This is a genomic window from Ensifer sp. Root127, from assembly GCF_001425225.1.
Taxonomy (GTDB): domain Bacteria; phylum Pseudomonadota; class Alphaproteobacteria; order Rhizobiales; family Rhizobiaceae; genus Ensifer; species Ensifer canadensis.
Genome location: NZ_LMDX01000005.1, coordinates 19,085 through 43,159 on the forward strand (window position 1 = coordinate 19,085; position 24,075 = coordinate 43,159).

The window sequence follows — 24,075 nt, forward strand, 5'->3', positions numbered from 1 at the left end:
AGGATGGCTCTTCTTGCCGCGATGTCCCTGGTGCTGGCAGCCTGCTCGCAGGAGCAGGAGGAAGCCAAGCCGGTCGTGCGGCCGGTCAAGGTGGTCGAGATCAGCGATGCCGGACAAGCGCGGCAGATGAACTATTCCGGTGTCGTGCGTGCCCGAACGGAAATGAACCTCGGCTTTCGCGTCAACGGCAAGATCACCGAGCGCCTGGTGAATGTCGGCGACCGGGTGAAGTCCGGCGATCCGCTCGCCCGCATCGATGCGACGGACTATGATCTTTCAGTCAAGAGTGCGGCCGCGAACCTTGAGGCCGCCGAGCGCCAGGTCGAGACGACCGCATTGGTTCGCGCACGCGCCGAACAACTCTTTGCCCGGAAAGTCGCCTCCCAGGCGCAGCTCGACCAGGCAACACTCAGCCATAACCAGGCCGTGGCAACGCGCGATGCCGCAAGCTCGGCGCTGTCCCAGGCGAAGAACCAGGTGACCTATACCGAACTGGTCGCTGACCGTAGCGGCATCGTCGCGGCAATTGCTGCCGATGTCGGGCAGGTGGTCGGCTCCGGCACGCCTGTCGCCACCGTCGCCGTCGACGGCGAGAAGGAAGTGCTCATCGCCGTCCCGGAAGTCGATGTCGCCAATTTCAAACCGGGCATGGCGGTAAAGGCCGGCTTCTGGTCCGATCAGGGCCTGATCCTCGACGGCAAGGTGCGCGAGGTCGCGGGCAGTGCCGAACAGCCGTCGCGAACTTTTGCCGTGCGCGTCAGTCTGCCCAACGATCCGCGCATTCTGCTCGGCATGACCGCAACCATCCTGGCTTCGGCTGATGACGCCGAGCGCCACATGTCCGTGCCCTTGAGCGCTTTGGCTCAGAAGGACGGTGAAACAACGGTGTGGGTCGTCGACCGTGACAGCGAGACCGTGAAGAGCAGGACGATCACCGTTGCCGACTTTACCGGCGAGGGCGTGCGCGTGGTCGACGGGCTGAAGCGCGGCGATCTGGTCGTGGCCGCCGGCACGCAGTTCATGACCGAAGACCTGAAGGTTGCGATATCGGGCGATATCGCCCGCCAGTCCGCCGCGACCGACAAGACCGCAGCCGCCGAAATCGTGCGCTGAACCAACCCAACCGCGGAATGATGCCGATGTCCCTACCGTCAGAAGAAAAACGGCCTTTCAATCTGTCGCGCTGGGCGATCGCCCATCCCAGTATCGCGCGGTTCCTGTTCGGCCTGATCATCATCACCGGCGCGCTCGGTTTGATGCGGATGGGGCAGAAGGAAGATCCGGACTTCACCTTCCGCGTCATGGTCGTGCAGGCTTTCTGGCCGGGCGCCTCGATTCAGGAGATGGAGGATCAGGTCGTCAACAAGATCGAGCGCAAGCTGCAGGAAACCCCGCATCTCGATTTCGTGCGCTCCTATACCCGCGCCGGAAGCGCGATCATCACCCTGCAGGTCGAGGGTGACACGAATGCCCAGCAGGTGGCCGACGCGTTCTATCAGGTCCGCAAGAAAGTCGGTGATATCGCCAGTGAGCTGCCGGAAGGGCTGCACGGGCCCTATTTCAACGACGAGTTCGGCGACACCTTCATCACCCTGCATTCATTGAGCGGCGACGGTTACAGCTATCCCGAACTGAAGAAGTTCGCGATCCAGGCGCGCGACATGCTGCTGACGACACCCGGCGTCGAGAAGGCGGTGATCCTCGGCGATCAACCCGAAAAGATCTATATCGACGTTTCTTCCAAGGTGTTGGCTGCGCGCGGGCTGACGCTCAACGACCTCAGGAACACCATCGCCGGTCAGAACAATGTCGATCCCGCGGGTTCGGTCGATACCGGTTCGCGCTCCGTGCGCATTTCCGTCGAGGGCGGCCTCGACAAGGTCGAGGATCTGCGCAACCTCAGCCTGACGGCCGGTGGGCAGGTCACCCGCCTCGGCGATATCGCCACCGTCTCCTCGGGGCTGGAGGATCCCTATTCTCGCAAGTTCCGCTTCAACGGTCAGGACAGCGTGCAGATCGGCGTGGTGATGGCCAAGGGCTTCAAGGTGACCGATGTCGGTACGGCCGTCGAAGAGACCTATCAGCGTTTCGAGGCGGCATTGCCCTATGGCATGGTCGTCGATCAGATCTCCAACCAGCCGGAAGTGGTCACGGAAGCCGTCGGCGAATTCATGAAGGCGCTCGGCGAGGCGCTGGTGATTGTGCTTGTTGTCTCGTTCCTGTCGATCGGCTGGCGCTCCGGCCTGGTGATCGCCATCACCATTCCGCTGGTGCTGGCGGCGACCTTTGCCATCATGTACGAGCTTGGCATTGACCTGCAGCGCATCTCGCTCGGGGCGCTGATCATCGCTCTCGGGCTCCTGGTCGATGACGCGATGATTGTTGTCGAGATGATGGAGCGCAAGCTGGAGGAGGGGCTGGTCAAGGTCGAGGCAGCAAGCTTCGCCTATTCTTCGACGGCCTTCCCGATGCTAACGGGCACGCTGATTACCACCGCCGGCTTCATCCCGGTCGGTTTTGCCGCCTCGACGGCGGGCGAATATGTCCGCTCGCTGTTCTACGTCGTCGGCATCGCGCTGGTGGTCTCGTGGTTCGTCGCGGTCTACTTCACGCCCTGGCTCGGCAACATGATCCTGAAGCAGCGCCCCCATGCCGGCGGCCACCACGATGTCTTCGACACTCGTTTTTATCGGCGCCTGCGCTCGACGGTCTCCTGGGCGGTTCACCATCGCATCATCGTGCTGTCGATGACGCTTGTCGCCTTCTTCGTCAGCCTGTGGGCGTTCCAGTTCATTCCCAAGAACTTCTTCCCGCAATCCTCACGTCCGGAAATCCTCGTCGATCTCTGGCTGCCGGAAGGCACCAGCATCAAGGAAGTCGAGACCCAGGCGAAGGCGCTTGAAGCGCGGATGATCGACGATGCGGACAAACGCTTCATCGCGACCTATATCGGCGAGGGCGCGCCGCGCTTCTTCCTGCCGCTTGACCAGCAATTGCGGAATCCGAATTTCGCCCAGCTCCTCGTCATGGCCAATGACGAGCCGGCACGCGAACGGCTGATCGTCAAGCTGCGCAAGATCCTTGCCGAGGATTTCCCGTCGATCCGCTCCAAGGTCGATCGCCTCTTCCTCGGCCCGCCGACCGGCTGGCCGGTGCAGATGCGCGTCATGGGGCCGGACCGCCAGGAGGTGCGCCGCATCGCCGACCAGGTGAAGGCGAAGTTTGCCGAAAACCCGCAGCTCGGTGCCGTGCACGACGATTGGCTGGAGCCGGTGACGGCGATGAAGCTGGTCATCGACCAGGATCGCGCCCGTGCGCTCGGCGTCACCTCGCAGCGCGTCCGACAGATGCTGCAGGCCACCGTGTCCGGCGTGCCGCTCGACAACTTCCGCGATGGCGAGGAGACGGTCTCGATCGTTGCCCGTGAACCGGATGCCACCCGCGCGCTGCTCTCGTCGGTGGAGTCCGTCTATATTCCAACCGATTTCGGCAGCTTCGTTCCGCTCTCACAGGTGGCCAAGGTCGTGCCGGTGCTCGAGCAGGGCATCGAATGGCGCAGGGATCGCTTGCCGACGATTACCGTTCGCGGCACCTTGCCCGACGGCGTGCAGCCGAACGATGTGGCGTTGAAGATGTACGACGACATGCAGACGCTGCGCGACAGTCTTTCTCCCGGGTATAGCGTCAGCATCCAGGGCGGTGCGGAAGACGCGGCCGAAAGCCAGGGTTCAATCGCCGCCAAGGCGCCGATCATGCTGGCGGTCATCGTCGTGCTCTTGATGGTCCAGCTGCAGCATTTCGGCAAGGCGATGCTGGTTCTGGCAACCGGTCCGCTCGGCATAATCGGGGCGGCGGCGGCGCTGCTGATCAGCGGCGCCCCCTTCGGCTTCGTCGCCATCCTCGGGGTTATCGCGTTGCTCGGCATCATCATGCGCAACTCGATCATCCTGGTGGACCAGATCGATCAGGACATTGCCGCGGGCATGGATCGCTCCGAAGCTATCATCGGCTCGGCCGTGCGCAGGTTCCGTCCGATCACGCTGACGGCACTGACCGCGGTTCTGGCGCTGATCCCGATCTCGCGCGGCGTCTTCTGGGGGCCCTTGGCCTATGCGATGATGGGCGGCATCCTTGTCGCCACCGTTCTGACAATTCTGGTGCTGCCGGCCGGTTACGCGCTCTTCTTTGGCCGGGAGCCGAAGAAGCAGACATCAGAACCGGAATCCGCTGAAGCGGGCAAGGCCGAGCCTGCGGCGCCGATGATCTATCCGCCTGCGGTTGCTGCCGAGTAGCACTGACGGCGCCGCCATAGCAGCTACCAGCTCGGCGCCCCCGGAGCGCTCTATCGATTGAAGGCGGCCGCGCGATTGTGCGGCCGCCTTTCTCCATAAATCGATGCCGATCAAGAAATTATGCAGTAGGGTCGCCCGCGTTCAGGTGCCTTCCGGGGGATTCGGGTGAAGCGAAGCGTTTTCTTCTGCAGTACGATGGTTTGCGCATTTTCGTTGCCGTGCATGGCGCATGCGGAATGGCAGGCGGTGGAAAAGGTCCGCACCTATGCGATCTCGGGGCAGACCGGCGCCGAGCTTTATGCGTCGATCGGCGAGCGGGGGCCAAAGGTCGGCGGGCTGGTTCGGGCCATCGCTCACACGGACTTCAAGCTGACCTGGACCCGGAAATACGAGCCGCAAGGCAACGCCTGCACGCTCGTTTCGGCCAAGCCGAAGCTCATCATCACCTATACGCTGCCGAAGCCGTCGAAGCCGCTGCAGGGGGCCATGGTAGAGAACTGGGAAACCTTTTTCGCAGGCGTTCGCAAGCACGAGCTTGTTCACGGTGACTACATCAAGGATCTGGTGAAGGCGATCGAGACCACATCAGTCGGGCTCTCGGTAGACGCAGACCCCAACTGCCGCAAGATCAGGACTGAGCTGACGAAGCGGCTCGGCGAGCTGTCTGTTGCTCAACGCCAGAGAAGCCGGGACTTCGACCGCGTCGAACTCAGTGATGGCGGCAATATCCATCAACTCATTCTCAATCTCGTCAATGGTGCCGGAAGCCGTTGACCGAGGCTCACGGGCATGCGCCATTTCATGCGCCGCAACGGCATCCCCGACAATCTCTTGCCGGGGCGCATCTCGAAACTACACATGCCGCCCCATATCGGCGCCGGATGCCGGATATAGGAGACGAGTCAGCCGATCGCGAACCACGGTCAGCAGGCCGTGATCAAAAACACGCCTGCCGGAGCCTTCGTTATTCGCAACGTCTGCCGGTTCGTTTGCTATCGGCGGCTTACTTCATGAATTCTCTGATCTTGTAGGCGACCTCGGTGCGGTTGGTCGCGTTCAGCTTTTTCATGATGTTTCTGATGTGAACCTTCACGGTGCTTTCACACAGATCCATCTCATAGGCGATGATCTTGTTTGCCTTTCCACGGCGCAAGGCTTCGGCGACTTCGATTTCCCGAGGCGTGAACAGGCTGTCGGAGCAACGGGCGCCATTCACGACCGAATTTATTGCCTCTCTCATCGTCAGGATGCTGCTTGCCGGAACGAAGACGCCACCGGCGCGCGCCAGCGCAATCGCTTCGGCGGCGACATTGATGCCGACATTGCTTGGAATGTAGCCACGGGCACCGCATTCCAATGCCTTGAGAATTTGGCCGAGTTCATCCGTTTCGGCAACCACGATCACCGGGCTGTATTTGAACTTCTCAACCAGAGTTTCGATCTTTTCGCAGACGGCAAGGTCACCCACTTTGCCGCCGCCGACGATGAGAAGAACGGCGGAAGGGTCTGTCTGCAATTTGCGGCCGCGCCACTCGTCAAAGGATCCGACTGTGACGATCGTCAGCCCGGGGTCATAGCCCGTCAGGCTTTTCGACAGGCACTCCCGGTCGAGAGCACGAGGGTCGATGAGCAGGATGTAGTCGAGATCTTCCTCCTGATCGGTCATATCCGAACCCGCCAGACTTTGGGGAAGACGCTGTTCCAGTACGCTTGGGAGGGATGTCGGTCGCGTCGTGGAGGTTCTTGCAATTGTTGCTGTACGAATATCCATTGAATTTTCTCCTTTTTATTCTTATTTTGTTAGGTGTAAATATTCTAGATACAAGTATTGGTGTTGATATTCCCTCAGGGTCCTCTCGTATTTTCTTCTTATATTTTGGTAATCAGATCACATATATTGTCGGTGCGCATTAACACAGGTTAAAGCCCTCGCAATGAATCAACCGGAATTCGTGCTGAGATAGCCCGGATCGAAGTCCACCAATTCGGCCAGGCGTCTGCGATCGAGAAATTCGACGATGCCATTCCTGAACGACAACAATCCTTTCAACCTCATCTCCTTCAGAACGCGATTGATGTGCACGGTCGACAGGCCGACGGCGTCGCCGATGTCGGACTGCGTTAGCGGGCAATCGAAACCGTCAAATCCCAGCCTGTCGGGTCTACCGGCGCGGACTGCGAGCTCGAGCAAGAGATGCCCGGTACGCTCCAGTGCGTCGCGACGTGCGATGTTTGCCAGCCGCTCGGTCATCCTGACCTGGCGCTTGAGCATCTCGTGCACGAAGTTCTGCTGGATTCTCTGCGACAGATTGGGGCCGCCGGTGCCGGGAGGCACCGCGAACTCGTAGACGGCAACGTCGGAAAGCGCCTGGATTGTCTCCTGCGTCATTTCCGACGACAAGGTCCAGAGCATATCTCCGCGCAGCATGAAATCGATGACGATGCGGGTGCCATTTGCCAGAATCTTCCGGCTGACGCACCAGCCGGAGATGAAGAACAGGACGCACGATCGACCTTCGGGCTCGAACAGTATCGAGCCCGCCGGGAATACCCGTTTTCGCGCCACGGAGAGTTCGGACCTCTGCTGATCCGTGTCGAAACTCGACAATTCTCTAAACCGTGACGATCCTATAAATGCCCCAAGTTGCCCCACCATAAAGGCGCACTCTCTCTTCGGTCCATTCGATTGTACTTAAGTATATAGCAAACAACCGGTGGTTAGGAATATTACCCAAGAGGATTAGTAATGGCGGGAAATCACATCGATATGAGCTTAATCCGGCCGGGTGGGTACCGGTCCTAATTAGCTGAAGCATTTGGGTTTTGGACCACTAAGGTGCCGATAACCGCGCGATCAACACTGTGTGACCCGTTACGGTTAGAGACCGTGCGACAACGCATAGCCAGATAAGGCTCTGCCGCTTGGCACAACCACCGGCTGGATCGTCGGGCTTGCGCTGCGGTTTTGGTGCGCCTCCAGGCACTCTCGCAGCTGCGAGATGCCGTTGCGGGCTTGATTGAGTATCGAGGCATGGGCCGCGGGATCGATGCCTTTGCGGGCTGACTCTTCAAGCAAGGAGGCCACATCGCGAGCGGAGATGTCGGGTCCGTTGGCAAAATACTCCGGTCGGCCAACGAACTGGAAGAAGCCTTCGACTTTCGCATCCCAGCCGAGACCGACCTGCGGCACGCCGAGGGAATAGGCGGCGATGCAGGCGTGAAGGCGATGCGCCAGTATCACCTGCGTCGATGCGATGATGTGGATCAGTTCCTCGGGCGTTTTGGGACGAGGGGCGAGGTAGAGATCACCGCTGTCGATGTGATCGGCGAGACCGTCACCGCCGAGAATGCGCCGCGCAAAGGCCTGGTCTTCCTGGGCTCCATTGGTGAAGAGGCAAATCCGATATCCGGCATCGAGCATCAGGCCCAGCAGCTGGTGATAGTCGTCGGCATGCCGAAAAGGAGTTCCAGCCGAGCCATGGCTGGAATGTCGGCGCAGAATCAGCGGGTCAGTGACGCAGATGCCGATTGCTCGGTCATCTGCCTTCAGTGGCGCAAGCGCGTGGCACGCGACGATTTCCCGGACGAGCAGCCCGGGATCGGGCAGTATCCGGGCGTGCGGGCCGGCTGGAAAGTGGCCGAGCCAGTTGCGGCCGGCGATCGTGTCACGAACCGAAACGTGGACGACCTGGCTCTCATCGATCATGCCGAAAAGCTGCCTTGCCTGCGACGACCAGTCCCGGCTGGTGCCGACGGCATAGACCGCCAGCGGCTTGCCGCTGCGGTTGATACAATCGAGTGCTGCGCCGACTTTCAGCGGGAAGTTCAGGTCGTCGTCCTGAAACAGGTTTCCACCGCCGATGACGACCGCATCCGCGGCGTCGATCTCCTTTCGCCATTCGACTTGCAGTCGGCGGAGTGTCGGGCCAAGCACCTGTCTGACGACCAGCCGACGCGCGAATGACGGCAGCGCTTGAAGTACCTTCAGCAACAGCCGGCGGCGCCCGCCGCCGCCGGTACCGAAAGCCGTCCTGCCGGCGAGATCGATCGTCTTGACCTCCAGTCCCTTGGCTCCGCGCGCCAGCGCAGTCTCCAGGCACTGCGCCAGAATGCCGTCACCCAGGTTTTCGCTGTATTTGACGTTGAAGATGACAATTTTCATCGGGAGCCTCCCATGCGGCGCGGGCTTGTCGCACCGACCAGTCGCGGTCGTGGCGCTTCTGCCTCGGCGATTTGCCGGCATGTCAGCGCCGACGCGCTGCCGGCGAGAATGTAGAACATCAGGCCCAGATCATAGACGGTGCCCGATACGAGAGCGGTGCTGAGGGCCGCGATAAAGCCGGCCTTTGCCGCCCGAAGCGCGGCAAGGCTTTCCGCCCGCCGCCCGGCGTCTGGTGCCGCGCGAGCGCACAGAATGGCCGCGACGAAGACCCAGAAGATGGCGAGCCCAAGGACCCCGACATTCGAGAGCAGAACCAGTAGATAGCTGGAGGCGCGGGCGCTCCCCAGGCCGGCCCCCATGCCGGAGGTGTTGACGAACGCCTCATAGGCGGCGGCGTTCCACATCGCGCGCTCGCGGCCGGACTGGCTGTCGGCCTTTGACAGCAGCATCTCATCGAGAAAATCGTAAACAGTCGACACCACCTCCGGGAACAAGTTGACGACCGTGAGGATGACGAGCGGTACGACCAGGAAGAGGGCGGCGAGAAACACCGGACGTCCGGGCTTTCTCCGTTCGAAGACCGTCACAATCGAACGTATCCAGAGAAACGGGAAGACCACCGCCAACCCGAGCAGTGCCGTGGCAGAAGTCGAAAACACCAGGCCGGCAAGCGAGGCGATCGCCAGGAGGGCTGTCGCCCGTGAGCGCACCCGGTCGAGCCAGAGGCTCGCGGTCGCGGCAAACAGGATCAAGGTGTAGTCGGCAAAGGCCGACGCCTCGGGGAACGATCCGGAAATCCGTTTCAACCCACCTTTTTCCGCGGCGGTCAGAAGGGCGTAGTTGGCCGTCCGTACCACGCTCAGCAGATACTCGGTGCCGGAGAAATAAGTGAGGATGTCGACCGCGGCGAAGGCGAGGTTGACGGTGGCGGCAATGAGGATGGCGTGGACGAGGTGCGACGGCGCGGCCGTCCGGCGCAGATAGGCATGGCAGAATCCGAAACAGGCAAGTCCGCCGAGTGCATAGACGGCCTGCGTTATGTTGTTGGACGAAAACCGCAGCTGTGACAGCGATATGAAGCTTCTCGCACCGACAGATCGCTCGACCGTCATCACGTCGACGGCGCCCTGGAACAGGCGAGGCGACAGGATCGCCGTCAGCACGCCGAAAAGGGTGAGCACCATCAGCCAGAAGCCGGCACCGGCAGGCACGAAGGCCGCCAGCACCGGACCTTCGCCATAGGCCATCAGGACCCTGAGGCCGAAGAACAGCAGGAAAACATTTGGAACGAGGATGGATGCGCCGCCAAGTGCCGGAAGGCCGATGGCAGCGGCAGAGCCGAGAGCGGTTGAGACGACCATGAACGTCAACGCCCAGTGAATGGGCGCCATCAGCACGCCCAAACCCACAAGCACGGTAACGAAGCCGATCAGTTCAAAGCTCATGCCACCAGTTCCAGTTGCTGAAACGATCCTATCAAAGGGGGCATGTTGCGTATTTACGCCTCCGGCTAAGCCTTTCGCATAAAGCCGCGGCCTGAATCGGTAATGGACCCGCGGTAGCGCCCCGCGTTAGTTTGCACCATGACCCCATCTGTTCGCGAAGTTCGCCCGTATTGGGCACGCCGCCTGCCAGTTCGGCTTTTCGTCCGGCCTGTCGTCGGCTGCCTGTGGCTGATGATGCTTGTGTCGGCGACCCATGCCGATGGGTACACGGCCGGCGACACGGGCGACGAGCTTCCTGTCGACGACATGCCGCTGACCTTTGACGAGACCTTCGATGATCTGAGCGTGTCCGCCTGGGGGCCCGGCACCCGCTGGATCGCGCATACGCCGTGGTCGGGGGATTTTGGTGGCGCCCGCTTTGCCAACCCCGGTGAGCGCTCGCCGTTCAAGACTGAAAACGGCATTCTGAGGATCGAGGCCAAGCGCGACCCGGAAGGTGACTGGCAGTCAGGCCTGCTCGCCTCGGTGGACGCCAAGGGCAATGGCTTTGCCCAGCAATACGGCTATTTCGAAATGCGTGCGCGTTTGCCGGTCGGTCCGGGCGTATGGCCCGCATTCTGGCTGATCGGCAAGGACCGCTCGAAGTCGACGGCCGAGATAGACGTGATGGAATTCTACGGTGACAAGCCGGAAGGATACTCCTCTGTCATCCATGTCTGGCATCGCGATGACAAGGACGATTCCCAATTCAGTCGGATCGAGGTATTTCGCGACGCCGACCCCCAGGATTTTCATACCTATGGGGTGAAGATCGATTCCGAATTCATACGGATGTACTTTGACCGGAAACTCGTGTGGAAGGCCGAAACGCGGCCTGAGCACCGGCAGCCGATGTACGTGCTGCTCAACCTCGCGCTCGTGGAAAAAACCGCCGATCAGGCGCCGGATCCATCCCACATGTTCATCGATTATGTCAGGGCATACGACCTTCAATAGGCGCCCCTCGCCAGGTCGTTTTCACCGCGTTTGATCCGGCAAGGTCAGCGCTGCGGGTGGCCTCGAAAATTCCTGCGAAAACAAAAAGATGGAACACGATTCCGGCCGCCTATCGGGCGCCTCGTCCGTGCATAGCCGTGACTTCCATCCCCTTAAGGACTAAGCGGGCCTAACCCTTTTGATGGCGATGCGTCGGTGCGGCTATCCCAATGATCAGCTGTTCATTTTTCGCCACCATGGAATTCTGGCTGACGACGGCATTGCAGCAAAATTCGCGAGCTGCCCATTGCCGGGAGGGCGTTTGAGCCGTCCCGCCGGGCAGTGAGGCGAGAGGGACAGGAGGCGAACGATGGCTGAGTTCCGATTTTTCAGCGCAGTAGATTCGGCGGTGAAGTCCGGGCGCGTGACGGGCCGCTCGCAGGAAACCGTGCACTACGACCCGGAGCACTCGGTTCATGCCGTCGTTCACCGGCACGCCCAGGCGGCTCCGCAGGCGACGGCAATCGTCTTCGACGACCACTCGATCACCTACGGCGAACTTGACCTGATGTCCGATGCGCTTGCCGCCTATCTGATCGATGCGGGCGTCACGAAGGGCGATATCGTCTGCCTCTTCGTCCCGCGCTCCCTCGAAACGATCGTCGCCATGCTGGCCACCCTCAAGGCCGGCGCCGCCTATCTGCCGCTCGATACGACTTTTCCCGTCGATCATCTCGACTACGTCATCGGCGACTGCGAGCCCAAGGTGGTCTTCGTCGATACCCGCTCGCTTGCTACGATGCGCCTTGTGCCGAACGTCAAGGGCACGATCGCCGACCTTCACGCGATCGTCGCCGATCTCGCACAAACCGAGAGGAAGCCGTTCGAGCCGGTACCCTGCGAAGGCGGTGACATGGCCTACGTCATGTACACGTCGGGTTCGACCGGTCGACCCAAGGGCGTCTCCATTCCGCATCGTGGCATTACCCGGCTCGCGCTCGATCAGAACTATGTCGAGCTCGGAAGCGGTGACGTGATGCTGCACGCCGCAACAATCGCTTTCGATGCTTCCACGTTCGAGATTTGGACGACATTGACGAACGGTGGGACCATTGCCGGGTTGCGGGACGGAAATTTCTCGGTCGGCCGGCTTAGGGATGTCATCCGTGACAACGGCGTTACCGCCTCCTTGCTGACCACCGGCCTGTTCAACCTGCTCGCCGATTTCTCCTGCGGCGAACTGCCGACGTTGCGGCATATGATGTTCGGCGGCGAAGTCGCCTCTGCCGAGCACATCAAACGCTTTCAGAAGGCGCATCCGGACTGCCGACTGACAAACCTCTATGGGCCGACGGAAATCACTGTTCTGGCCACCGCCTTCGACATCCCCGCGGGGTTCGACGGCAAGGACGTGCCGATCGGCGGCGCCGTCAGCCATACCGGTATACTGATCGTCGACGAGGACCGTCGCCCGGTCGGGCGCGACATAGAGGGAGAGCTTGTCCTCACCGGCGAGGGCGTCGCCATCGGCTATTTCCGACGCCCCGAGCTGACGGCAGAACGGTTCATCACCATCCGCACCGAACAGGGAGACGTGCGCGGCTATCTGACAGGCGATCTCGCGGTGCTCAGCGACGACGGCATCCTGCTTTTCCGGGGCAGGCGTGACCGGCAGGTCAAGCTGAATGGCAAGCGCATCGAGCTTGACGAGATCGAGGCCGCCTTGCGTCGCGATCCGCGGCTCGCCGACGGTGTCGTCATCTGCCAGCATCTGGATCAGTCGCACAAGCGCATCGTTGGTTACCTGTGCCCACGTGAGGGCACCCGCGCAGACGACGCCGAGCTGATCCGCGACGTGATGGAGAGACTGCGCAACAGCCTGCCCGCCTACATGATCCCGGGTGCGGTGATCGTGCTTGACGAATTGCCATTGCATCAATCGGGCAAGGTCGACCGCGCCAGGCTTCCGCTGCCGGTGGATGCGTTGCCGGCCGAGAACGCGCCAGTCGCCAGTCGGACCGAGGCACTCTTGCAAGACCTCTGGCGCAACGTGCTCAGCCTGCAGGCCGTAGAGCTTGATCGCAATTTCTTCGATCTCGGCGGCACGTCGCTGCAGCTGATGCGGGTGCATGCGGCGCTGGAGGTCAACCTCAGTCGGTCGATCGATGTCGTTGCCCTGTTCAAGCACCCGACCATTCACGAGTTGGCCGGCTTCCTCGATGGAAAGTCGTCGGCCAGTGCCCGAGCGATGACGGCGGCCGAGCGTGCGGCGCTGCAAAAGAAGAACATCTCCCATTTCCGCAGGAGCGCTTCATGACCGTTTTCAACGATGCAGACGACGCCCGCGGTTCGGATCGCAATGACCAGGACGTGACAGGCATTGCGATCATCGGCATGTCCGGTCGGTTCCCGGGCGCCCCATCGGTCGAGGCACTGTGGGATCTGGTGTGCGAGGGGCGGCATGCATTCTCGAAACTGAGGCTGGACGAAATCGAGGATGCATTTACCGATGAGGAACGTGCTGCCGCCAATTACGTGCCAGCCCGGCCGCAGCTTTCTGATGTCGACATGTTCGACGCCGAGTTCTTCGGCATGTTCCCGCGGGAGGCGGCGGTCACCGATCCGCAGCATCGCGTCTTTCTCGAGGTCTGCTGGGAAGCACTCGAGCGGGCCGGATACGATCCTCACCGCTATCCCGGCCTGGTCGGCGTCTTCGCCGGAGCCTCGATGCCCACCTATCTCATCAACAATGTCCTGGGTGAGCGGGCGAAGGTCGAGGAGTTCACCTCCAACTACCAGATCGGCTGCTTCCAGCAGATCGTCGGTTCAGTGACGGACGTTCTAGCGACCCGCATCGCCTACAAATTTAACCTGCGCGGACCGGCGATCGCCATCCAGTCGGCCTGCTCCACGTCGCTGCTCGCCGTGTCGCAGGCCTGCCAGAACCTGCTGACCTACAGCTGCGACATGGCGCTTGCCGGTGGTGTATCGATCACGATCCCGCAACGGCGTGGCTATATCTATCAGGAGGGCGGCATGGTTTCGCCCGATGGTGTCTGCCGGCCGTTCGACGAACAGGCGGCTGGAACGGTTTTCGGCAGCGGCGCGGGCATCGTGCTGTTGAAGCGGTTGGAAGACGCGCTGAGGGATGGCGACAGGATCTTCGCGGTCATTCGCGGCTACGGCATCAACAACGACGGTTCGGACAAAATCGGGTTTACCGCGCCAAGCGTCGAGGGGCAGGCGGACGCGATTTCGTCTGCTCTGGCAAACGCGGCGGTCGATCCTTCGACGATCGGTTATGTCGAATGCCACGGCACCGCGACCCCGCTTGGTGACCCGATCGAGTTCGGCGGATTGCGCAGCGCCTTTGCCGAGGCAGGCGACAAGCGGCAGCTTTGTGCCCTGGGCTCGGTCAAGGGCAATGTCGGTCACCTCGATGCCGCTGCCGGCGTCAGCGGGCTGATCAAGACCGCGCTGGCGCTCTATCACGCCAAGATACCGGGAATGGCGAATTATCAGCGGCCGAACCCGCGCATCAATCTCGACGACAGTCCCTTCTATATTCCCGCCAGCACCACCGACTGGCCGGCCACCGAAGGTCCGCGCCGCGCCGGCGTCAGCTCGTTCGGCGTCGGCGGCACCAATGTGCATCTCGTGCTGGAGCAGGCGCCCGCGTCGCAGGGCAATGTCGACGACGTGGCGCGGGGGCCTCACATTCTGCCGCTGTCTGCCCGCAACGAGGCAGCACTTGCGGCCATGCGGGCGAACCTGCGCGATCACCTGCAGGCGAACCCTGCTTTGCCACTGTCGCAGGTCGCGCACACGCTGCAGACCGGTCGCCGCGCTTTCAGCCATCGCACCGCCATAGCTGCCAACGATATCGAGCAGGCGATTGAGCGCCTCGGCAGCGAGCGCGTAGCAAGTGCCGTTGCCACCGAAAGGCCGCCGATCGCCTTCATGTTCCCCGGCCAGGGCTCGCAATATGTCGGCATGGGCGCGGCACTCTACAGCCGCGAACCGGAATTCACCCGCTGGATCGACAGAGGCACGGAGCTGCTTCGGGCACCTTTAAAAACCGACCTGCGCGATTTCATCTGCCACAGCGGCACGGTGAGCCAGGCCATGGCCGACGAACAGCGCGAGACGCGCATCGCGCAGCCGTGCCTCTATCTCGTCGAATATGCGCTCGCGCGGTTATGGATGAGCCGCGGCTTGAAACCCGATGTCATGATCGGTCACAGCGTTGGCGAATTCGTCGCCGCGACGCTTGCCAACGTCATTTCCTTCGAGGACGGATTGCGGCTCGTGGCCGCGCGCGGCCGCTTGATGCAGTCGCAGCCCCAGGGCGCGATGGTTTCCGTGCGGGCGGATGTGCAGACAGTCTCAGCCTATCTTGGCGACGAGGTCGAAATCGCTGCGGTCAACGCCCCGAAACTCTGCGTGATCTCCGGAACCTTCGCTGCCGTCGATGCTGCGTGCGCTGCGATGGAGCGCGCCGGCATCGCCTTCAGCCGGCTTCACACCTCGCATGCGTTTCATTCCGCCATGATGGACGGCGTCACCGAAGCCCTGCGCGAAAAGACGGCAAAGGTCACCTACGGTACTGCCATAACGCCCTATATCTCCTGCGTCACCGGTGGATGGCAGACGGTTGAGCAAGGCATGTCGCCCGACTATTGGGCGAAGCACTGCCGCGCCGCCGTCCGGTTTTCCGACGGGTTGGCGACCCTTTGCGACGGGCGCAAGCCCGTCCTGCTGGAGGTCGGCCCCGGTCGCACCCTGTCGGTCTTTGCGGCCCAGACGCTCAGCCGCGATGCGGTCACTGCCGTCGTCCAGTCGTTACCGGAACATGACCGCGCGCATGCCGCCGGTGAAACGCTCGCCGAGGCCCACGGCAAGCTCTGGATGTCGGGCTGCGACCTCAACTGGCCGACGTCGTCCGCGAGCAAAACCCCGCTCATTCTGCCCACCTATCCGTTCCAGCGGCAGCGCCACTGGATTGACGCTCCTGCCTCCGCACGGCGCGGCGAAGGCCGGCCGGCATCGTCGGCCGAGCAGCTCCCTGCCGCCGAGCCATCTTCCACCGACACTCAAGCGCAACCGTTTGACGGGATCAAAATCATGAATGTTGCCACACCAGTTGCTGCTGCCAGCCGTATCCCTGCCTTGCAAACCTCCCTCATCACCCTGCTCAGCGACATGTCGGGGGAGGCGCTCGGACCGGGTGAAGCGGGTGCGACATTCTTGGAGCTCGGCTTTGACTCGCTCTTCATCGGCCAGTTCGCGCAAAGGATCGAGAAAGACTACAAGATCAAGCTCTCGTTCCGGGAGCTGCTGAGCAACATTCCCAGCATCCAGGATCTGGCCGCGCATCTCGACCGGCAGTTGCCGCCCGAGCCGCAGCCGGCCCCAGCAGCTACGGCAGCTGCCACGACGCCACTCGCAACGACCGCGGCGCCCGCCGTCGCGGCGCAGACGGCCCTGCCGCTTGCCGTTGCCCCCGTCACCACAGCCGCGACTGTTGCCGGCATCGAGTCCGTCCTCCAGTCGCAATTGCAGATGCTGCAGACGATCGTCACGCAGCAGTTGCAGGTGCTCCAGGCGACAGGTTCCGTCGCAGCCCCTTCCGCACCGTCGACCATTGTTGCGGCGGCGATCGCCCCTCCGATCGCGACGATTGAGCCGCAGCCGGTATCGAAGATTGAGGTCGATCGTGCAGGCGACGGTGAAATCGGCGCCGAGCGCATCAAGCTCTACCGTCCCGGCGCCAAGAGCCTTGCACACGAGATGACGCCGCAGAAGCAGGCGTTCGTCGCCGACCTGATCGCCACTTACGAGGCACGGAACGGGAAATCGAAGAGCTTCACCGGCCAGAACCGGAAGTGGCTCGCCGATCCGCGCACCGCTGCCGGCTTCCGCCAGGACTGGAAGGAGATGGTCTTCCCCGTCGTTTCCGATCGTTCGAAGGGATCGCGCATCTGGGACGTCGACGGCAATGAATATATCGATCTGGTCAACGGCATGGGTCAGACGGCCTTCGGTCACGCACCGGATTTCGTCGTCGAGGCGGTGAAGGCGCAGGCCGACGCCGGGTTTGCCATCGGCCCGCAGACGCCGCTTGCCGGCGAAGTCGCGGAACTGATCGCAGAGATGACCGGGCACGAACGCGTAACCTTCTGCAACACCGGCTCGGAAGCCGTCATGGCGGCCATGCGGGTGGCGCGCACGGTGACCGGCCGGGATCGGATCGTGATTTTCGGCAACGACTATCACGGGCAGTTCGACGAGGTGCTGGTCAAGGGCAAGAATCGGGCTGGTGCGCCGGTCGCGATACCGGTCGCCGCCGGTATCCCTGCCGCCTCCGTCGCCAACATGACGGTTCTTCGCTACGGCGATCCGGAAAGCCTTGAATGGATCAAGGCCAATGCCGGCGATATCGCCGCGGTGATCATCGAGCCGGTCCAAAGCCGTCATCCGGAATTACGGCCGGTCGAGTTCGTGCGCGAGCTGCGTGCTATTGCCACGAAATCCGAATTCGCGCTGGTTTTCGACGAGGTCGTCACCGGCTTCCGTGTCGATCCCGGTGGCATGCAGGCCGTCTGGGGCATCAAGGGCGACATGGCGACCTATGGCAAGGTCATCGGCGGCGGCATGCCGATCGGCGTGCTGGTGGGCGACAGCCGCTTCATGGATGCACTCGACGGCGGATGCTGGAATTATGGCGACGATAGCGTTCCGATGACCGCGCCGACCTTCTTTGCCGGGACCTTCGTGCGCCATCCGCTCGTGCTTGCGGCGGCGCGGGCCGTTCTTCAGCACATCAGGGGCGAGGGCGCCGCACTCTATGGCGCCGTCGCCGATCGCACGCAGGCTCTGGTCGCCGAGATCAATGCGGATCTCGCCCGGCGCGGTATCGCCAAGACCATCAACAGCTACAAGAGCTGGTTCTTTGCCGACTTCGGCAGCGACGATCCGCTGGGCTCGCTCCTCTATGCCAAGATGCGCATGCAGGGTATTCATATCCAGGACGGCTATCCCTGCTTCCTGACGACCGCCCACAGCGAGGCGGATTTCCAGGCGATCGCTGCCGCCTTCCGCACCAGTCTTGATGCGTTCCAATCGGTCGGCATCCTCGGCACGCAACGCCAGGCAGAGGATATCGCGCCAGAGCCTGCTGCTGTGGCAACTGGCCGACCTTCAACGGCGCCGCTGACGGAAGCGCAAAAGGAAATCTGGTTGGCCGCCCAGGTCGGCGATGAAGCCTCCTGCTCCTTCAACGAGTCCTTCACGATGGTTCTGGACGGGCCGCTGGATCGCGAACGCTTGGGCCGGGCGCTTGATGCCGTAGTCGCACGCCATGATGCGCTGCAGATCCGGTTCGGCCGGGCGGGGGATCATTTCGAGTTCATTCCCGATTTCGTGCTCGATGTCGCCGATATCGACCTTGCCGGCGAGAACGATGCCGAGGCGCTGTTGCAGCAATTGATCGACGAAGATGCGCGCACTCCCTTCGATCTTGCCGATGGGCCACTCGTTCGGGCTTCCATCGTCAGGATGACTCCCGACAGCCACCGCCTGGTCTTCACCGCACACCACATCATCTGCGATGGCTGGTCGATCAATGTGCTGATCGAAGAGCTTGCCGCGACCTATTCCGCCCTGATGCGCAACGCCGAGGCCGGGCTCACGACGCCGCTCTCCTTTGCCACCTACGCGACCGATCTTGCTCCCAATGCGGAGATATCGAACGCGACCGAACAATTCTGGCTCGACCAATACAAGGACGTCCCCGATCTGCCGGAAATGCCGCTGGACCGGCCGCGGTCGGATCGCCGCAGCTTTGCCGGCGGCACCGTCACCGGAAGCATCGAGGCGGAAACCTACAAAGCCCTGAAGAAGGCAGGTGCAAAGTCCGGCGCGACCTTGTTTTCGACGTTGCTGGCGGCGCTGCAAATCATGATCTCCCGCCTCTCCGGACAGGACGACATCGTCGTCGCCGTGCCTTCGGCCGGGCAGAGCCTGCTCGACGGCCAGACGCTCGTCGGCCATTGCGTCAACCTCCTGCCGCTTCGCCAGACGGTCTCGTCGGACAAGCGCTTCGACGAGCATCTCAAGGCGACGCAGCAGCTTGTGCTCGGTGCGTTCGAGCACCAGGATTACACCTACGGCACGCTCGTCCGTAAGCTCGGCGTCAAGCGTGACACGCACCGCTTGCCGCTGACCGAGATCCAGTTCAACCTCGAGCGGGTTCCTGACAATCTGGAGTTCGGCGGGCTGCAGACGAAGATCGCGTCGAACGCCAAGGCCTTCTCCAACTTCGATATGTTCTTCAACCTGACCGAAAGCCCCAACGGCGTTCGCATCGATGTCGACTACAATGCCGAGGTCTTCGAGCGCAGCACGATCGAGCGCTGGATCGGCCATTTCGCGACACTGGTTGCGGCGCTGGCAGCCGACATCACCCGGCCGATCCACGGTCTGCCGCTTCTGTCTGCGGCTGAACAGGCCTGGCTTGCCGAGGGCCTCAACGACACGGCCGCCGACTACGATCGCGATGCATTCGTCTTCTCGCTGTTTGCTCGCAGAGCTGCCGAGCATCCGACAGCGATCGCCGTCGAACTCGATGGCAAGACGATGACCTATGGCGAGCTCGAAGGGCGATCCAACCAGTTGGCTTGCCAAATCCAGAAGACCGTCCCGGAGCCGGGCCAGCGCATCGCCCTTTTCGCCGAACGGTCGCTTGAAATGGTGATCGCCCTGCTGGCGATCATGAAATCGGGACATGCCTATGTGCCGCTCGACCCTGCCCATCCTGAGACCCGCCTGTCGCAAACCCTTGAGGTTGCGCGCGTTGCCGGCATGATCTGCGATAGCGACCGGGCAGAGGGCCTGGCCGGCAAGGACGTCGCGATCATCCGCATCGATAGCGACGTCGATGCGACCGGCGCGGCAACTGCACTGCCGAAGGTCCCCACGGACGCGGCGACGCCGGCCTACATCATCTTCACGTCGGGATCGACCGGCGCACCGAAGGGGGTCGAAGTCTCCCATCGCGCCCTGGTCAACTTCCTCACGTCGATGGCGCGGGAGCCGGGACTTGACGATCGCGATACGATCGTCGCGGTGACGACGATCTCCTTCGACATTGCCGGCCTTGAACTCTACCTGCCGCTGATCACAGGTGCGAAGGTGGTGCTTGCCGGCCGGCACACGGTGCGCGACGGTTTTGCTCTGGTGCGGCTCGTCGAAAGCTGCGGTGCGACCGTGCTCCAGGCGACGCCGACACTCTGGCAGATGCTGGTCGAAGCCGGCCTCAGCCGCTCGAACCTCAAGATGCTGTGCGGCGGCGAGCCGCTTCCCAAGGCGCTCGCTTCTTCATTGCTCGGCCTCGGAGGCGAGCTGTGGAACATGTACGGCCCGACCGAGACGACGATCTGGTCGTCGGTGCAACGGATCGAGGATGGCGAAAAGCCGATCACCATCGGCCATCCCATCGCCAACACGCAGCTCCTCATCCTCGACAAGGCCAACCGCGTTGCCGCCATCGGGGTCACGGGTGAACTGCATATCGGCGGCGAGGGCCTTGCCAACGGCTACTTCGCGCGCCCTGATCTGACCGAGAAGGCCTTCGCCGATATCGACATCGGCACGGGAACGGTTCAGCGTCTTTACAAGACCGGCGACGTCGGTCGGCGGCTCGCGGATGGTTCGCTACAATTGCTCGGCCGGCGCGACCAGCAGATCAAGCTGCGCGGTTTCCGCATCGAGCTTGGCGATATCGAGGCTGCGATTTCCAGCGCCGCCGGCGTTCGCCAATGCGCCGTCGTCGCCGCCCCGAACAGCAATGGCGACAAGCAGCTGGTGTGCTATGTCATCCCGGAAGACCTGAGCAGCAAACCCTCGGCATCCGCGCTTGCCGCCCATGCGGAGGCCAACCTGCCGGCGCATATGGTCCCCGGTTTCTGGGTGCTTGAGGAGGCTCTCCCCCAGACGGCCAACGGCAAGCTCGACCGCAAGACGCTCGAACAGCGTGGTTTGCCGCAACGCGAGACCACGGCCATCAGGGTGCCGCCGCGCACCGCCATGGAAACGCAGCTTTGCGAGATCTGGCGCGAGGTTCTGAACGCGCAGGAGATCGGCGTCGAGGACAACCTCTACGCGCTCGGCGCGGATTCGCTGATCATCTTCCGCATCGCCGCCCGCATGCTCGACAGCGGTCTGCGCCTGGAGGCCAAACATCTGATGATGCATCCCTCCATCGCAGAACTCGCCACCTTTGCCGAGACACGCGACGACATCGATCCGAACGGCACCCAGCCGCAGGTCCCTTCGCTGAGAGATTTCCGCAATGGCGCGCGGCGCCGGTTTGAGCAGGTATCAAGAGTATGAAAGAGACAAGCAACACTGCACCTGTCGCCGAACCCACCGTGATTGCGGAGTTCCCCTGTTCCCAGACCCAGTTGCGCTGCTGGATCCTCGACCAGCTGAAGCCAGGCAATCCGGCGCTCAACGTCGCAGTCCGATGGGAGATCCGCGGCGCATTCCGATCCTCGACGTTGGAGGCCGCCTTTCGTACAGTCATCCAGCGTCATGAGGCCCTTCGCACCCGGTTCGTCGAAGTCGGCGGTAGGCCCTGCCAGCAGGTGGTCGACCAAGTCGACTTCAGGATGTCGGTCATCGACCTGCGAAACGTACCTGCCGATCAGCGCGATCAGCGTATCCTCTCGATCGGTGAGGAGACCGCGCGCGCGCCGTTCGACCTCAGCAGTCCCTACCTCTTCCGCGTTTCGCTGCTGATGGTAGAGAACGAGCGGGGCTTTCTACTGATCACCGCCCACCAGAGCTGCTTTGATGGCTGGTCGATCCGCGTGCTTGGCCGCGAGGTCGGCGAGATCGCGGCGGCGCTTGATGCCGGCCGGCAGCCGGCTGTTCCGGACCTGCCGTTGCAATACGGCGATTTCTCGCTGTGGCAGCAGGAGTATCTGAACAGCTACGGTTTCGAGACCGAGAAGTCATTCTGGCGCGAACAGCTGACCGGAGCGTCCTATTTCGAAGTTATTCCCGACACGCCGCGCGGACCGGTCAAGACCAGCCGCGGCAATATCCTGTCCGTCAACAACCCGAGCGAATTCAGCGAGCGGATCGACGCCGCCGCCCGCGCACATAGGGTCTCGCTCTACAGTTTCGGGGCTGCCGTCGTCAGCGCGTTGCTGCATCGCTATACCGGACACGACACCGTCATGTTCGGCTCACAGGTCGCCGGGCGCGACGAGACGGACCTGGAGAACCTCATAGGGGTCTTCATCAACAATGTTGTTCTGCGGTTCGACATGGCCGGTGACATTTCCTTTGCCGAGCATGTGCGTCTAGCAACCGCAACGGTGACGGCTGCCCTCAACCATCACAGAATGCCGTTCAACAAACTGGTCGAACTGGTCAATCCGGTTCGCGATCCCTCGCGCAACCCGCTGATCTCGGTCAACTTCAACCTGCAGAAGGCATTCCTGGAAGACCATCAGTATGGAGGCTTCGAGCTGATCAGCGCGCCGTCGCAATCGCCTGGTGTTATCTACGATCTGAGCTTCATCATGATCGGCAGGCCGAGCGGATGGCGCATGTCGATCGAATACAATGCCGACCTGTTTGAAAAGAGCACGATCGAATCTCTTCTGCGGCTTTGGCAGGAGGCCTATGAAGCGGCGCTGGAACGGCCCTCGGCGCCGCTTTCCTCACTGGTCATCCCTCCGAGGGAGATCAAGACGCAGCGAGTGGAGACGGGGCGGGCAACGGCGATCGAATTGATGCTTGCCGCCCATCCATCGGTCGGTTCGGCCGTGGTGCTGGTCGAAGACGATGGCAAGCGCGTGCATGCTTTCGTCACCCCGGCGCCGACGACCACCGAACCGCTCGATCGCCTCCCAGAGCATCTGATGGACTATCTCGGGCGGCAACTTTCGCAATCCGCCATGCCTGGTGGTATCAGCGTGCTTCTCAATTTTCCGCGCGATGCCAGCGGCACCATCGACCGAACCGCATTGCGGATACCGGCGCCGCCGACCACCCTTGCCAAGGCTGTGGCCGATCGCGTTGAGCCAACAGCTGTTCCGGCACCAGTACCCGTATCGGCGGCCCTGATCGACCAGACTAAGGCGCTTGCAGCGATCTGGGCAGAGGTGCTCGGCGTCCCAACGGTCGCGGCCGGCGATAACTTCTTCGCGCTCGGCGGCCACTCGCTGCTGGCATTGCGCATGCTCTCCGGCGCCAGATCGAAGCTTGGGGCCAAGGCTGACCTAGAGCTGCTCTTCAAGCAGCCGACATTCGGGGGCTTTGCCACTGCGCTGTTTGGCGAAGCGCAGGTAAGCGGCACCGATCTGGAACCCGCAAGCGCCAATCCCTGGAGCGTCGGGGCCTGCGGGCGGACCGATGCGCCCTATACGCTCTACACGCTCAATCATCCGTTCCTCTACTACCGGCTTGCGACCGATCTTGGCGGTGCCGTCTCGGTCTATAACGCCAACATGTTCCATGCGGACCTCACCGGCGATCTCGCCTCCATGTCGCTTGAAGAGATCGCTGGGCATGCCGTCGACAGCATGGGCGCAGATATTCTGAAAGGCCCGGTCGGCGTGATGGGGCTCTGCGTCAATGGCGTGCTGGCGGTCGAAATTGCCCGCCAGCTGCGCGAGCGCGGCGCTGATCTTCGCTTCACGGCCGTCATCGATGCCTGGGCACCGGGCTATGTCAAGTCGCAGCCCCGGCTCCGGCGCCTTCGCTGGAACAGCGAGCGCCGCGTGAAGCGCGTCGGCTACTTCACCCGCAAGCTCTTTTCCGGCCGCATCAGCTTCGTCGACTATCTCAGGGAGTTCAACTTCACGCTTGCCCTGCTCAAGCACCTGGGTCTGCGGGCCGGGACCTATTCTCAGGAAGAAGCCGTCAATGCCGATGTTACCGATCTGCTGGTCGATGCGGCCCGCCGCTATCGTCCGCCATCAACGAATGAGAAGTCGGTGCTTTTGTTCCGCAGTGAAGCCACTCATCGCCGCGCGCGCAAGCTGCTGTTCGGCTGGGGTGGTGCAATCGCTGCAGACAGCGAGGTCTTCGACCTCGAAGGCTGGCACGAGGATAGCCTCAACAGCAACAGCATTCAGGCCCTGGCGACCATCGTCATCAACAGGTTCCGCTCCGACGAGCGCTGAAC

Annotated in this window: 11 protein-coding genes; 7 read left to right on the forward strand and 4 right to left on the reverse strand. The window is 62.3% G+C overall.

Translation table 11 applies throughout. The features are described 5' to 3' along the window. Window positions 1–3 precede the first annotated feature (3 nt). The 3 genes from ASD03_RS09340 (at window position 4) to ASD03_RS09350 (ending at window position 5,066) form a co-directional block, all read left to right on the forward strand. Window positions 4–1,113: an efflux RND transporter periplasmic adaptor subunit gene (locus ASD03_RS09340; protein ID WP_057213000.1), complete on the forward strand. Its 1,110-nt coding sequence runs from the start codon at window positions 4–6 to the stop codon at window positions 1,111–1,113. 26 nt (window positions 1,114–1,139) lie between these two features. Next, window positions 1,140–4,292 carry an efflux RND transporter permease subunit gene (locus ASD03_RS09345; RefSeq protein WP_057213064.1) on the forward strand — a complete coding sequence of 1,051 codons (3,153 nt, stop codon included), beginning with the start codon at window positions 1,140–1,142 and terminating at the stop codon, window positions 4,290–4,292. 222 nt (window positions 4,293–4,514) lie between these two features. Then, on the forward strand, window positions 4,515–5,066 hold the full coding sequence (locus ASD03_RS09350; RefSeq protein ID WP_244494349.1) for a DUF922 domain-containing protein: 552 nt from the start codon (window positions 4,515–4,517) through the stop codon (window positions 5,064–5,066). 229 nt (window positions 5,067–5,295) lie between these two features. Here the strand turns inward: ASD03_RS09350 and ASD03_RS09355 are convergent, their stop codons facing one another. The 4 genes from ASD03_RS09355 to ASD03_RS09370 all read right to left on the reverse strand — a co-directional run bounded on the left by ASD03_RS09355 (window position 5,296) and on the right by ASD03_RS09370 (window position 9,899). Then, window positions 5,296–5,958 (reverse strand): response regulator transcription factor, encoded by a 663-nt coding sequence (locus ASD03_RS09355; RefSeq protein ID WP_025428340.1) that lies wholly within the window; start codon window positions 5,956–5,958, stop codon window positions 5,296–5,298. A 273-nt stretch (window positions 5,959–6,231) separates the two neighbouring features. Next, on the reverse strand, window positions 6,232–6,900 hold the full coding sequence (locus ASD03_RS09360; RefSeq protein ID WP_025428341.1) for a Crp/Fnr family transcriptional regulator: 669 nt from the start codon (window positions 6,898–6,900) through the stop codon (window positions 6,232–6,234). A gap of 270 nt (window positions 6,901–7,170) precedes the next feature. Further along, the gene (locus ASD03_RS09365; RefSeq protein ID WP_057213003.1) at window positions 7,171–8,454 is read right to left on the reverse strand and encodes a polysaccharide pyruvyl transferase family protein; all 1,284 of its coding nucleotides are present in this window, start codon (window positions 8,452–8,454) and stop codon (window positions 7,171–7,173) included. Continuing rightward, on the reverse strand, window positions 8,451–9,899 hold the full coding sequence (locus tag ASD03_RS09370) for a hypothetical protein (protein WP_244494617.1): 1,449 nt from the start codon (window positions 9,897–9,899) through the stop codon (window positions 8,451–8,453). The genes ASD03_RS09365 and ASD03_RS09370 overlap by 4 nt, the downstream gene beginning before the upstream one ends. Before the next feature lie 138 nt (window positions 9,900–10,037). Between ASD03_RS09370 and ASD03_RS09375 the strand changes: the two genes are divergently transcribed. The 4 genes from ASD03_RS09375 to ASD03_RS09390 all read left to right on the forward strand — a co-directional run bounded on the left by ASD03_RS09375 (window position 10,038) and on the right by ASD03_RS09390 (window position 24,073). Continuing rightward, the gene (locus tag ASD03_RS09375) at window positions 10,038–10,895 is read left to right on the forward strand and encodes a glycoside hydrolase family 16 protein (RefSeq protein WP_234907998.1); all 858 of its coding nucleotides are present in this window, start codon (window positions 10,038–10,040) and stop codon (window positions 10,893–10,895) included. Window positions 10,896–11,244: 349 nt separating this feature from the next. Then, entirely contained in the window at window positions 11,245–13,191 is a 1,947-nt protein-coding gene (locus tag ASD03_RS09380) for a non-ribosomal peptide synthetase (RefSeq protein ID WP_057213005.1), read from the forward strand. Further along, window positions 13,188–21,266 carry a hybrid non-ribosomal peptide synthetase/type I polyketide synthase gene (locus tag ASD03_RS09385; protein ID WP_057213008.1) on the forward strand — a complete coding sequence of 2,693 codons (8,079 nt, stop codon included), beginning with the start codon at window positions 13,188–13,190 and terminating at the stop codon, window positions 21,264–21,266. Before ASD03_RS09380 ends, ASD03_RS09385 begins: the two co-directional genes overlap by 4 nt. Continuing rightward, window positions 21,263–24,073, forward strand: a complete 2,811-nt coding sequence (locus ASD03_RS09390) for a condensation domain-containing protein (RefSeq protein ID WP_057213010.1) — start codon at window positions 21,263–21,265, stop codon at window positions 24,071–24,073. The genes ASD03_RS09385 and ASD03_RS09390 overlap by 4 nt, the downstream gene beginning before the upstream one ends. Window positions 24,074–24,075 lie beyond the last annotated feature (2 nt).